This window comes from Curtobacterium uvaldense (genome assembly GCF_028307415.1).
GTDB lineage: Bacteria > Actinomycetota > Actinomycetes > Actinomycetales > Microbacteriaceae > Curtobacterium.
This window is the reverse complement of record NZ_JAQMHU010000001.1, coordinates 142,373-154,776: the sequence shown is the minus strand read 5'-3', so window position 1 is coordinate 154,776 and position 12,404 is coordinate 142,373. Positions and strand designations below refer to the sequence as shown.

The following is a 12,404-nucleotide window of genomic DNA, read 5'->3' as shown; positions in this document are numbered from 1 at the left end:
AACGGGAGGAGTGGATCTGAACACCTGCGCTGGCTGCCCCACGAGTGAGGACCTTCGGTCTGTGCGCGAGCGCACAGACGACCGGCGGTCTTTGGCTTCGAAGAAGGTACCACAGGATCCGACGGTGACCAAGCGCCGGACGGGAGGCGCGGGGCGGCGCCGCCACGTTCCTCCAGACCGTCAGGCGGTCGGCGTCACCGTGCCGGACGCGACCGCCGGCCGCGTGGCCGGCAGGTGCACCGTGAACACCGTGTCGCCGGGTCGGCTCGTGACCGCCACGCTGCCGCCGTGCGCCTGCACGACCGCGTCGACGATGGCCAGGCCGAGGCCCGTCGACCCGGCGCTCCGCGACCGTGAGCTGTCGGCCCGGGCGAACCGTTCGAAGAGCTTCGGCAGGAACTCCGGGTCGATGCCCTGCCCGTCGTCGCGCACGGTCAGGTCGACGCCGTCGGCGCCGGGTGCGATACCGACCGTGATGCGGGTGCCCTCCGGGGTGTGCGTCCGGGCGTTCGTGACGAGGTTCACGACCACCTGGTGGAGTCGGGCGGCGTCACCGGGCACGACCACGGGTTCGTCCGGCACGTCCACCGCGATGACGTGGTCCGGCGACGCGGCGTGGGCGTCGTTCACCGCGTCGAGCACCAGACCGGTCAGGTCGACGTCGGCGAACTGGACCTCGCGGCCCTCGTCGAGGCGGGCGAGCAGGAGCAGGTCCTCGACCATGCTCGTCATGCGCTCCGACTCCGACTCGATCCGGCTCATGGCGTACACGACGTCCGGCGGCAGGTCGGCGCCCATCCGTCGGGTCAGCTCGGCGTACCCGCGGACCGACGCGAGCGGGGTGCGGAGCTCGTGCGAGGCGTCGGCGACGAACTGCCGGACCTTCTGCTCCGAGCGCTCCCGGGCCTGCATGGCGCCCGCGATGTGTCCGAGCATGCGGTTGAAGGCGGTCCCGACCCGGCCGACCTCCGTCCGTGGGTCGGTGTCGGGGACGCGGACGCCGTCGAGTGCGTCGCTCCGTTCGAGCGGCATCCGGGCGACGGACGACGCGGTCTCGGCCACGCGCTCGAGCGGGCGGAGCGAGCGGCGCACCACGACCGCGGCGACCCCGGTCGCTGCGAGCAGGGCGAGGGCGGTGACCACGAGCACCACGCCGAAGAGCTTCCAGACGCTCTCGTACACGGGCGCCATCGGCAGGCCGACGACGAGGACCGCGGACCCGAGCGACACCGCGGTGACCCGGTAGCGGCCGAGGTCGGTGCCCAGGTCGACGGTCTGGGCCGAGCCGTCGACGGTGACGTCCCCGAGCGGCCGCACGGCGGAGGACGCCAGCCGGTCGACGTCGCCGGCGTTGTCGAGCACGCTGCCGACGACGGCGTTGCCGTTCAGGAAGTAGGCCGTCAACGTGCCGGCCGACTGTCCGCTCGGTCGACCGATCTCGAGCCCGGGGCCGCCCGGTCCCTGCTGCTCGACCGACCGCTGGGCGCGCGTCGTCGCGAACGAGAGCTGCTCGTCGATCGCCGCACGCTGGATCGAGAACAGCGCGATGATGCTGCCCGCCCCGATCACCGTGCTGAGCGCGACGACGATCGCGACGATGCTCAGGACGAGTCGTCGTCGGAGCGTCACGAGGTCGGCTTGATGACGTACCCGACGCCGCGCACCGTGTGGATCATCGGGGTCTCGCCGGCGTCGATCTTCTTGCGCAGGTAGGAGATGTAGATCTCCACGACGGAGCTCTTGCCGCCGAAGTCGTACGACCACACCCGGTCCAGGATCTGCGCCTTGGAGAGCACCCGCCGAGGGTTGCGCATGAGGAAGCGGAGCAGCTCGAACTCGGTCGCCGTGAGCTCGATGGACCGACCGGCGCGGGACACCTCGTACGACTCCTCGTCGAGCACCAGGTCGCCGACGACGATGCGGGAGTCACCGGCCTCCGACACCGAGATCTGCGAGCGACGGATGAGCCCACGGAGGCGCGCCACGACCTCCTCGAGGGAGAACGGCTTGGTCACGTAGTCGTCGCCGCCGGCGGTCAACCCGGTGACCCGGTCCTCGACGGAGTCCTTCGCGGTGAGGAACAGCACCGGGGTGTCGTCGTTGTTCTGCCGGAGCCGACCGAGCACCTGCAACCCGTCGAGGTCGGGCATCATCACGTCGAGCACCATCGCGTCGGGCTGCCACTCACGGGCCGTGGCGAGGGCCTGCTGACCGCCGTTCGCGCTCCTGACGTCCCAGCCCTCGTAGCGCAGCGCCATCGACAGCAGGTCGGTGAGGCTGGCCTCGTCGTCCACGACGAGGATGCGCAACGGCGTGCCGTCGGCGCGGGTGAGGCGGGGGGCTGCTGCGGGCTGGGAGATCGTCACGTCATCGAGGATCGGTGTGGTTCCTATGAGCCGTCTGTGGCCCAGCCCTCCTCGTCCTGTGGATCGTCCGACCGGTCCCGGGGCTCGTCGACGCTTCCCGAGCAGCCGCCCGGGCGGTCGCCCGTAGCGTCGGCACCATGCTGCGATCCCCGGCCTGGCCCCCGTCCGTGACGGACGTCGACACCGCGGGCGTCGAGGCGGCGGCCGGGAGGACCGGCTCGTCCCCGCAGGACCGGCTCGCCTTCGCACGGTGGCTGGCCGACACCGCTCCGCCCCTGTCCGCAGGATCCGCCGGCGGCGCGTTCGCGGCCCTCGCCGCGGTCGCCGCCGCCGACGTCGCGCTCGCCCGCACCGTCGAACCGCACCTCGACGCGCTCGGCATCCTCGCCCAGGCCGGTTCGGCCGCCCCGGAGGGCTCGACCTGGGGCGTCTTCGCGGCCGAGGCGCCGGGGACGACGCTCACCGCGACCCCTGACCCCGCCGACGGTCCCGACGCCGTCCGACTCGACGGGACGAAGCCCTGGTGCTCGCTCGCGTCGACGCTCTCGCACGCGCTCGTCACCGCGCACGTCGGTGACGACCGGCAGCTGTTCGCGGTCGACCTGCGACAGGACGGTGTCACGGCGCACGACGATGCCTGGGTCGCGCGCGGGATGCCCGACGTCCCGAGCGGCCCGGTCGACTGCACCGGCGTCCGGGCGACCGCGGTCGGCGCACCCGGCTGGTACCTCACCCGCCCGGGCTTCGCGTGGGGCGGCATCGGCGTCGCGGCCTGCTGGTGGGGCGGAGCCGTCGGGCTCGCCCGGCTGCTGCGGTCCGCGGCGGCGGCCCGACCCGACGCCGAACTGCTCCGGGCAGCGCTCGGCGCGACGGTCCTCGACCTCGCCGACGCCGAGGACGCCCTGGCGACCGCCGCCGCCCGGATCGACGCGGCCGGGTCGGACGACGACACCGACTGGTCGCTCGTGGCGCAGGTCACGCGGTCGCGGGTCCGTCGCGCGGTCGACGCCGTGTCGCAGCGCGTCGTCGCGACGCTCGGCCCCGCCCCGCTGACGAGCGACCCCGCGGTCGCCGCACGGGTCGCCGACCTCGGGCTCTACGTGCTGCAGGACCACGGGGAGCGCGACCTCGCCCGGGTCGGACGCATCGTCACCGAACGCGGCGGTGTCGCGTGGTGAGCTTCGACCACCGCGAACCCGGGACCGATCCCGCGGCGTGGACGGCGTTCCTCCGCTCGGTGCCCGCGGTGCCGGTCGACCTGCACGGTGTCGGCTCGGTGGTCGTCGTCGCGCCGCACCCCGACGACGAGACCCTCGGCGCCGGTGGCCTGATCGCGACGGCCGCGGACGCCGGCATCCCCGTCCACGTGCTGCTCGTCACCCGCGGCGAGCGCTCGCACCCGGACTCCCCCACGGTGACACCCGCCGAGCTCGCGCCCCGTCGCGCCGCCGAGTTCCGGGCCGCGCTGCGCGTGCTGCACCCGACGGCCGGCGCGACCGAGCTCGACGTGCCCGACGGCGCGGTGCGGGAACACGTCGACGTGCTGCGCGCCGCACTCGAGCACCGTCTCGCCGGGGCGCCGCGTCCGACGCTCGTCGTCGCGCCCTGGCGCGGGGACGGACACCGCGACCACCGGATCGCCGGCGAGGTCGCGGAGCAGGTGGTCGACGCGACGCCGGGCACCGACCTGCTCGCGTACCCGGTGTGGGCCTGGCACTGGGACGACCCGGCTGCTCCGACCGCACCGTGGGACCGGGCCCGCACGCTCACCCTCGACGCGGACGTCCGTGACCGGAAGGCCCGGGCGCTGGCCGCCTACCCGTCGCAGACGCTGCCGTTGTCGGCAGCACCCGGGGACGAGGCGATCGTCGACGACCGTCACGCGGCGCACCACCTGCGGGTCGAGGAGTGGCTGTTCGCGCCGGTGCGGTCGCGCTCCGGGGACTCCTTCGACGCGCACTACGCGCGGAAGCCCGAGGGGTGGGACTTCGACGGCTCCTGGTACGAGCAACGGAAGCGCGCCGTCACCCTGGCCGCACTCCCCCGCCCCCGCTTCCGGTCGGCGCTCGAGCTCGGCTGCGCGACCGGCGTGCTCACCGCGGCCCTCACCGAGCGCGCGGACGCGGTCCTCGGCACGGACGTCGCTGCCGCCGCGATCGAGCGGGCGGAGCGACGGGCACCGGGCGCCCGGTTCGAGACCGCCGCGTTCCCCGCCGAGTGGCCGGACGGCCGGTGGGACCTGGTGGTGCTCTCGGAGGTCGGCTACTACCTGTCGCCGGACGACCTCGACCGCACCCTCGACCGGGTGCTCGAGACGCTCGACGACGACGGCGTGCTCGTCGCCTGCCACTGGCGCCACCCGGACGACGACGCGGTGACCGACGGCGACACCGTGGACGCGCGGCTGGCCACCCGCTGGCCGCGGCCCGCACTCGTCCGGCACGTCGAGGAGGACTTCGTGCTCAGTGTGCTGCCGGGACCCGCCGTCACCTCGGTCGCCCGGGCCGAGGGGCTCGTCCGGTGAGCGCCACCCGCATCGACGTCGTCGTCCCGGTGCACGACGAGGAGACCTCCGTCCGCTCCGCCCTCGACGCACTGGCGACCGCCGTCACGTCACTCCACGACGCGCACCCGTCGACCCGGGCCGCCGTGACGCTCGTCCTCGACGGCTGCACGGACGGCACGGCCGACATCGTCGAGACGGCGCGGCAGGCGGACCCCGTGTGGCGGACGGGTCGCCTGCACGTCAGGACCTCGGCGCGCGTCGGCGTGGGTCGCGCACGGGCACTCGGCACCGCGCACGCGAGGACCCTCGCCCGGGCGACCCCGCCCGGCCGGCACTGGTTCGCGCACACCGACGCCGACTCGCGCGTCCACCCGGACTGGCTCGTGCAGCAGGTGGACGCCCTGCTCGCCGGAGCGCACCTGCTCGTCGGCGCGGTCGTCCCCGACCCGGACGACCTCGACCCCGCGGTGCTCGACCGCTGGCGGGCGGCACACCCGCCCGGAGCGACCATCGGGCACGTGCACGGCGCGAACCTCGGCGTGCGGGCGGACGCCGACACCGCGTTGGGCGGCTTCGACCCCGTGCCCGAGCACGAGGACGTCCGACTGGTGGACCGGGCACGGGCACTCGGGCTCGACGTCCGGGCGACGACCGAGCTCCCGGTGGTCACGAGCGGACGCTTCGCCGGCCGGACCCCCGGTGGGTACGCGGAGCACCTCCGTCGCACCTACGGCGACGCCGGCTGACCCGCCCCTCCGGCCCCCGCCCGCCCCTTCCGCGGAACGCAACGTCGGCGGCTGCCCGCACGGCGACACCGCTGCGAGCAGTCGCCGACGTTGCGTCGTGCGGTGCGGGTCCACGCGCAGACTCCCGCGGAGCGGCTCGACGCGCTCAGGTGACGGGGTAGTCGCAGTACGCGAACCAGCGCGAGTCGGGCGACCACGGCGGGACGTTGACGGTCCCCTGGCCGCCGTCGAGCGCGACGAGGGTCTCGGGCACGACGGCGATCCGCGCGCCCCGGGCCAGGACCCCGGGCAGCAGCCGCAGCTCGACCCGGTGGTCGGCGGGGTGCCCCTGCACGCCGGGGCCGTACGACAGGTAGAGCAGGTGCGCGCCGTCCGGGGACAGGTGCGGGAACCAGTTCACGCGGTCGTCGGCGGTGATCTGCACGGGACCGCCCGCACCGCCGTCGCCCACACCGCCGTCGCCCGCAGCGCCGTCGCCCACACCGCCGTCGCCCGCAGCGCCGTCGCGGGCCCCGAGCCGGAGCGACGCGAGCTGCGCGGTGCCCGGTGTGAAGCGCTCGGTGTTGAACAGGACGGTGGCGCCGTCCGGCGTGATCGCGCACCCGTCGTCCGGGTGGGGGTCCCGCGTGAGGAAGGTCGTGTCGCCGGACGCTGCGTCGACGAGGGCGACGTCGGTCGTCCAGACCCCCTCCGGCGTGCGCTCCCCCACGATCGCCGCGAGGGCCGAGCCGTCGGGCGCGATGCCGTGCAGGTAGTACTTCCGGACCACCGGCAGCACCGCGGCGGTGTCGGTGATGCGGACCGCCGACCCGCCCTCGGGCAACGGGACCCGGTACAGCTCGCCGTCGCGGGCGCTCACCACCACGGAGTCGCCGCCGGGGTCGAGCACGTGGTCGTTGTTGATCTCGTCGACGCCCCGCATCGGCACGCGGACGAGAGCGGTCTCGTCGAGCACCGTGTCGCTGCCCGTCGCCGGCGGGGTCAGGAGCCAGAGGTCCCCGTCCCCGTTCAGCACGAGCGTGCCGTCGTCGCGCACGTTCGGCGCCTCGACGAGCACCCGGTCCGACGAGAACACGAGCCTCGACGTCCGGGTCTCGACGTCGTACACGTGCACCCGGCTGCTCTGCCGCGGCAGCAGCTGCCGTCCTCGCGTCCCCGTCATCTGTCCATCCTGTCGCATCGGACCACGCACCGACGAGACTCGGCCCGGCGGACAGTTCCACGGGCGAAGTCCCGCGAAACTGTCCGCCGAGCCGAGTCTCGGGTAGGCCGGCCGGGCCCGCCAGCCGAGCCCGGCCGGGCCGGCCGGGAGCGCCTACTTCACCGCACCCGCGGTCAGACCGGCCACGAACTGGCGCTGCACGATGAGGAACGCCACCACGACCGGGATCGAGACGACGAGCGACGCCGCCATGATCTGGTTCCAGTACACGTTCGTCTGCGTGGAGTACTGCTGCAGACCGTTCGCGAGCAGCTGCCCGTCGCCGTTCGTCATCACCGAGGCGAAGAGGACCTCGCCCCACGCGGTCATGAACGAGTAGATGCCGACCGCGACGAGCCCGGGTCGCGCCGAGGGCAGGATGACCCGGAACAGCGCGCCCATCGGGCCGGAGCCGTCGACCATCGCGGCCTCGTCGAGCTCCCGCGGGATCGTCTCGAAGTACCCGGACAGCATCCAGATCGAGAACGGCAGCGTGAACGTCAGGTAGGTGATGATCAGGCCGAGCCACGACCCGACGAGCTGGATGCCGAGCGCGTTGCCGAGGTTCGTGAAGATGAGGAACAGCGGCAGCAGGAACAGCACGCCCGGGAACATCTGGGTGGAGAGCACCGCCGTGGTGAAGGTGCTCTTGCCCTTGAAGTTCCAGCGCGAGACACCGTACGCGGCGAACAGGGCGATGATCAGCGAGAACAGCGTCGCGATCGTGCAGACCACGAGCGAGTTCACGAAGTACTTCGCCAGCGGCACCGTCGACCACATGTCGATGAACGGCTGGAGGGTGATGTTGGTCGGGATCCACGTGAAGTTGTCCTGCACGTCGCCGAGCGGCTTCATCGCCGTGGTGATCATCACGTAGAGCGGGACGACCGTGAACAACGTCAACAGGACGATCGTGACGACCTTGAAGGACTTGGCGCCCATTGTTTCACGCACGGACGGACCTCCGGTTGGTCACGGCCAGGTAGATGCCCGTGACGATGAGCAGGAAGATGAGGAGCAGCACGCTCATCGCGGCGCCGGAACCGAAGTTCCAGGTGATGAACGACGCGTTGTAGATGTGGAAGCTGAGCAGGTCGGCGGCCGGCGGTTGCGCGGTCGAGCCGAACAGCACGTAGGGCGTGTTGAAGTCGTTGAACGTCCAGAGGAACATCACGAGCACGAGCGTCACGTTGACCGGGCGGACCATCGGCAGCGTGATGGAGCGCCACTGGCGGAAGGGCTTCGCACCGTCCACCGACGCGGCCTCGTACACGTCGTTCGGCACCGACTGCAGGCCCGCCATGAGCATGAGGAACGCGAACGGCCAGGTCTTCCAGATCGCGACGACGACGACCGAGACGAACGCGTTCGAGCCGATCAGCCAGAACGGTCCCTGCCCACCGAAGAGTCCGAGCTGGTCGACGAGGACGTGGTTCACGGCACCCGAGTCCCGCTGGAACATGAACTTCCAGGTGATGATGCCGGCGTACATCGGCAGCGCGTACGGCACGAGGAAGAGCGTGCGGAAGAGCCCGCGGCCCTTGAAGGGCTTCTGCAGCGCGACCGCCGCAGCCATGCCGAAGGTCCACGCCAGCGCGACGACGATGACCGTGTAGCCGCAGGTGATGAGGAACGAGTTGAGGACGCCCTTGCCGATGGCCTGGTCGAAGTCGATGGCGACCGAGTAGTTCCGCAGCCCGGCGAAGGGCGCGGCTCCCCAGTTCGCGATGAAGTACTTGGTGAGCTGGACGAACGAGATCCAGATGCCGGTGAGCATCGGCACGATGTGGATGAGCAGCTCGAAGAGGACCGCCGGCGCGACGAGCGCGTACGGCAGCCAGTGGCGCTTCGGCTTCCGACCCGGCTGCGGCCCCGACAGGGTCGGTGCCTTCGTGTGGGTCAGGTCGATGCGCTCGGAGTCGGGCAGGACCGAGGTGGTCATGGGTGGGGGCCTTCCGGCAGGAGGGGGATCGGTGCTTCGCGCGGGTCCGTGGCAGCGGACGGGAGGCGCGGCGTGCGTGAGCCGATGCGCTCACCCCCGGCGCGGGGCCGGGTGTGGAGGGGCGAGGCCCGGGGCGTGTCCTGCGGACGCACCCCGGGCCTCCCGGCCGACTAGCCGACCGACTGCGAGACCTGGTCCTGCGCGGTCTGCAGGGCCGTCTTGATGTCGCTGTCGGACACCGTGCCGCCGGTGGCGATCTTGGCGAACATGTCGTTCATCGCCTTGCCGACGGTCGACTCGAACTGGTCCTCGGCGGGCACCAGCGGGAGCGGCTTCGCCTTGTTGTTGTAGATGTCGAGGAACGTCTTCGTCTGCTCGTCGGAGACCGAGTCGGCAGCCGAGGCGAGCACCGGCAGGGCCGAGTACGGCTTGTCGAGCGTCGTCTGGGTGTCCTCGCTCGTCATGTACTTGACGAACTTCAGCGCACCGTCCTTGTTCTTCGTGTTCTTGAAGACCGACAGGTTGATGCCGGCGGGGAAGGAGGCGATGTCCTTCGCGCCCTCGGGTGCCGGGAAGGGCACCACGCCGAAGTCGTCGGCGGACATGCCGTTCGACGTGATCGTGGCGTTCGCGTTGTTCTGCGTCAGCATCATCGCGGCCTTCTTGTTCGCGAAGTCCGACACCGCCTGCGTGCCGTTGTCGTACTGCGCGTTCGAGGTGTTGACCGCCTTGTCGGACTGCATCAGGTCGAGGTAACGCTTGATGCCGTCGACGTTCGCCTTCTGGGTGAACGTCGGGTTGCCGTCCTCGTCGAACCACTCGCCGCCGTTCTGCGCCGAGTTGATGAAGGCGAAGTGCGCGTTCTCGGTGTACGAGCCACCGGCGATGGTGAAGCCGTACTTGCCGTCGGTGGTGAGCTTCTTCGCGTCGGCGGTCAGCTCCTCCCACGTGGTGGGTGCCTCGAGGCCGGCGTCCTTGAACATCTGCTTGTTGTAGTACAGGCCGTAGGCGAGGCCGTAGAGCGGGACGCTCGTGACGGTCTTGCCCGGAGCACCACCGGTGGACAGCGCGACCTTGCCGAACTTGTCGGCACCGCCGATCGCCTCCATCTCCGAGTCACCGAACTCCTGGAAGGCGCCGGTGGCCTGGAGCGACGTCGCCCAGGTGTTGCCGATGTTGACCACGTCCGGGCCCTGGCCCGAGGTGACGGCGGTGGTGATCTTCGTCTGCAGGTCGTTCCAGCCGATGACCTGGAGGTCCACCTTGATCCCGGTCTCCTTGGTGAACTTCTCGAGGACGGGGGTGAGCACCTCCTTGTCGTTCTGCAGGGACGTGCCCTGGTTGGACGCCCAGTACGTGAGCGTCTTCGAGTCGCCGGAGGAACCGGACGACCCGGAGGAGCAGGCCGCCAGGCCGGCCACGGTGAGTGCCGCGGCCGCGGTGATGGCCAGTGCGCGGATGGCAGTGCGCATGACTCTCTACTTTCTCGTCGTTGAGATGGTGCGAAGGGGTGTACGTGTCGGGTGCTGCTGTGTGCGTGCCGGTCGACGTCGCCGTCACCGGCGTGCGGGGTCGTCCCGATGCCCTGCCCGGGTGTGCCGTCGTCCGCGGACGGACGCCGGCGCGTCCGGTCAGGACAGGGTCGACTCCGCGGGGTCCCAGCCCTCGGGGAGGGTCGGGGAGGGTGCGACGGTGCTCTCCACGAGCACCGTCTCACCACGTTCTGCCGCCTCGGCGATGGAGACCATCACGTCGAGGACGTGGAAGGCGAGGTCGCCGGGGACCCGGTTCTCCTCACCCGCACGGAGGGAGCGGGCCAGGTCGACCACGCCCGTCCCCCGCGAGTAGGTGGACCCGACGGCGGGGATCGTCTCGGGCTCGTCGGCGCCGAGCACGTACAGCTCGGTGTCGCCGTCGAAGTCGTTCGGGTCCGGGAACACGACGGTCCCCGTCTCCCCCGCGATCTCGACGAAGCCGGTGCGGCCACGGTCGGACTCGAACGAGAACACGCTCTGCGCGCTCCCGCCGTCCTCGAACTGGATCAGCGCCGAGTGGTTCGTCGGCACGTCGACGGGGAACTCCGTCCCGGCCTTCGGACCCGAGCCGATCGTGCGGGTGGCACGGGACTTCGAGGCGGTGGCGGTGACCTTCGCGACGGGTCCGAACGCCTGCACCAGGGTGGTGATGTAGTACGGGCCGATGTCGAACAGCGGGCCGGCGCCGTCCGCGAACAGGAACTCGGGGCTCGGGTGCCACGACTCCGGGCCGGGGCTCTGGAAGAGCGTCAGACCGTTCAGCGGCGTGCCGATCCGACCGTCGCGGATCGTCCGGAGGGCGGTCTGCAGTCCGGCGCCGAGGAACGTGTCCGGCGCGACGCTGACGGTCCTGCCGGCGGCGCGCGCCGCGTCCCGGAGCTCGGCCGCGCTGGAACGGTCGAGCGCGTAGGGCTTCTCGCCCCAGACGTGCTTGCCCGCGGCGAGGGCGCGGAGGGCGACCTCGACGTGCGCGGCCGGGATGGTCAGGTTCACGACGATCTCGACGTCGTCGTCGGCGAGGAGCTCCTCCACCGATCCCGATCCGGCGACGCCCCACTTCTCGGCCTGGGCGGCGGCACGTGCCTCGTCGATGTCGGCGATGAACCGGACCTCGACGTCGGGGAAGACCGTGAGGTTCGACAGGTACTGGTCGGAGATGACCCCGGCCCCGATGACGCCGACCCCGACCGGGCCGGTGCGGCGCGCGGCGTCGTCGGACTGCTGCGCGCCCGCCGCGGTCGTCGTGTCGGTCATGCGCGGACCCCCTGCAGGAACGTGTACGAGTCGGCGACGGCCTGGAACACGTCGCCCTCGTGGCCGTCGAGCTCGACGACGTGCTGGGCGTCCGGCGCCGCGGCGACGATGTCGCGGATCGGCATGACGCCGTTGCCCACCGCGACCTGCTTCTCGTCGTCGTGCGAGCCGTCGCCGTCCTTGACGTGCAGGAACTGCACCTTGTCGCCGTACTTGCCGAGGATCGCGACCGGGTCGTCGCCACCGACCGTCACCCAGTAGGTGTCGAGCTCGAGGACGACGTCGTCGGACAGCGCGTCGGCGAAGACCTCGTAGGCGCTCACGCCGTCGATGCGGTTCGAGAACTCGAACGCGTGGTTGTGGTAGCCGAGCACGAGTCCGTGGTCGGCGGCGCGGGGAGCCAGTGCGCTGAGTTCGCGGGCGACGGCCTCGACGTCCTCGCGGGTCGTCCAGCGGGCCTCGTCGATGTGCGGGTCGATGAGCGTCCCCAGCCCGACCGTGACGCTGGCGTGGAGGATGCGCTCGAGGTCCTGCTCCCCGGCGTCCAGCAGACGGGCGTGGCCGCTCGGTGCCTGCAGGCCAGCGGCCGCCAGGGCGTCGCGCAGTTCCTCGGCGCGGTCGACGAAGCCGAAGGCCTCGACGTTCGTGTAGCCGATGGACGCGATGCGCTGGAGCGTGCCCGGCAGGTCCGCCGAGAGGGCGTCCCGCACCGTGTAGAGCTGGACCGACAGGGGTTGTGTCACCAGGGGTTCTCCTCGTCGAGATGGTGGATCGTCAGTGATCGAGCGTCACACTATGGCCGCTTCTGTCGGCGGTCAAGCAGAAGTTGCGAAGTCCTCGACAGTCTTCGTTGC

Annotated in this window: 11 protein-coding genes; 3 read left to right on the top strand and 8 right to left on the bottom strand. The window is 71.7% G+C overall.

Going from position 1 to position 12,404, the window contains the following annotated elements:
• Positions 1-180: 180 nt before the first annotated feature.
• Positions 181-1,629: a sensor histidine kinase gene (locus PIJ49_RS00850; RefSeq protein WP_209685066.1), complete on the bottom strand. Its 1,449-nt coding sequence runs from the start codon at positions 1,627-1,629 to the stop codon at positions 181-183.
• Positions 1,626-2,360, bottom strand: coding sequence for a response regulator transcription factor (locus tag PIJ49_RS00845; protein ID WP_368859905.1), 735 nt, complete (start codon positions 2,358-2,360; stop codon positions 1,626-1,628). Before PIJ49_RS00845 ends, PIJ49_RS00850 begins: the two co-directional genes overlap by 4 nt.
• A 143-nt stretch (positions 2,361-2,503) precedes the next feature.
• Between PIJ49_RS00845 and PIJ49_RS00840 the strand changes: the two genes are divergently transcribed.
• From PIJ49_RS00840 to PIJ49_RS00830, 3 genes are read left to right on the top strand one after another with little or no spacing between them, the layout of a single operon-like run.
• Complete coding sequence (locus PIJ49_RS00840) at positions 2,504-3,544, top strand: acyl-CoA dehydrogenase family protein (protein ID WP_271825261.1); 1,041 nt, start codon at positions 2,504-2,506, stop codon at positions 3,542-3,544.
• Positions 3,541-4,890, top strand: coding sequence for a bifunctional PIG-L family deacetylase/class I SAM-dependent methyltransferase (locus PIJ49_RS00835; RefSeq protein WP_271825260.1), 1,350 nt, complete (start codon positions 3,541-3,543; stop codon positions 4,888-4,890). The genes PIJ49_RS00840 and PIJ49_RS00835 overlap by 4 nt, the downstream gene beginning before the upstream one ends.
• Positions 4,887-5,618 carry a glycosyltransferase family 2 protein gene (locus PIJ49_RS00830; RefSeq protein ID WP_271825259.1) on the top strand — a complete coding sequence of 244 codons (732 nt, stop codon included), beginning with the start codon at positions 4,887-4,889 and terminating at the stop codon, positions 5,616-5,618. Before PIJ49_RS00835 ends, PIJ49_RS00830 begins: the two co-directional genes overlap by 4 nt.
• Before the next feature lie 145 nt (positions 5,619-5,763).
• On the opposite strand, the gene PIJ49_RS00825 is transcribed toward PIJ49_RS00830, so the two are convergent.
• The 6 genes from PIJ49_RS00825 to PIJ49_RS00800 all read right to left on the bottom strand — a co-directional run bounded on the left by PIJ49_RS00825 (position 5,764) and on the right by PIJ49_RS00800 (position 12,293).
• Complete coding sequence (locus tag PIJ49_RS00825; protein WP_271825258.1) at positions 5,764-6,780, bottom strand: TolB family protein; 1,017 nt, start codon at positions 6,778-6,780, stop codon at positions 5,764-5,766.
• 153 nt (positions 6,781-6,933) lie between these two features.
• Positions 6,934-7,773: a carbohydrate ABC transporter permease gene (locus PIJ49_RS00820; protein ID WP_271825257.1), complete on the bottom strand. Its 840-nt coding sequence runs from the start codon at positions 7,771-7,773 to the stop codon at positions 6,934-6,936.
• The gene (locus PIJ49_RS00815; protein ID WP_200884102.1) at positions 7,766-8,761 is read right to left on the bottom strand and encodes a carbohydrate ABC transporter permease; all 996 of its coding nucleotides are present in this window, start codon (positions 8,759-8,761) and stop codon (positions 7,766-7,768) included. The genes PIJ49_RS00820 and PIJ49_RS00815 overlap by 8 nt, the downstream gene beginning before the upstream one ends.
• Before the next feature lie 170 nt (positions 8,762-8,931).
• Positions 8,932-10,233, bottom strand: a complete 1,302-nt coding sequence (locus tag PIJ49_RS00810) for an ABC transporter substrate-binding protein (RefSeq protein WP_271825255.1) — start codon at positions 10,231-10,233, stop codon at positions 8,932-8,934.
• Between the two features lie 159 nt (positions 10,234-10,392).
• Positions 10,393-11,550 (bottom strand): Gfo/Idh/MocA family protein, encoded by a 1,158-nt coding sequence (locus tag PIJ49_RS00805; protein WP_066655228.1) that lies wholly within the window; start codon positions 11,548-11,550, stop codon positions 10,393-10,395.
• Positions 11,547-12,293 (bottom strand): sugar phosphate isomerase/epimerase family protein, encoded by a 747-nt coding sequence (locus PIJ49_RS00800; RefSeq protein WP_066655229.1) that lies wholly within the window; start codon positions 12,291-12,293, stop codon positions 11,547-11,549. Before PIJ49_RS00800 ends, PIJ49_RS00805 begins: the two co-directional genes overlap by 4 nt.
• Between the last annotated feature and the right edge of the window lie 111 nt (positions 12,294-12,404).

Excerpts from the sequence above, each read along its gene's own strand:
- PIJ49_RS00840 (WP_271825261.1), top strand. The coding sequence starts at position 2,504 with ATGCTGCGATCCCCGGCCTGGCCCCCGTCCGTGACGGACGTCGACACC.
- PIJ49_RS00805 (WP_066655228.1), bottom strand. The coding sequence starts at position 11,550 with ATGACCGACACGACGACCGCGGCGGGCGCGCAGCAGTCCGACGACGCC.
- PIJ49_RS00815 (WP_200884102.1), bottom strand. The coding sequence starts at position 8,761 with ATGACCACCTCGGTCCTGCCCGACTCCGAGCGCATCGACCTGACCCAC.
- PIJ49_RS00810 (WP_271825255.1), bottom strand. The coding sequence starts at position 10,233 with ATGCGCACTGCCATCCGCGCACTGGCCATCACCGCGGCCGCGGCACTC.
- PIJ49_RS00825 (WP_271825258.1), bottom strand. The coding sequence starts at position 6,780 with ATGACGGGGACGCGAGGACGGCAGCTGCTGCCGCGGCAGAGCAGCCGG.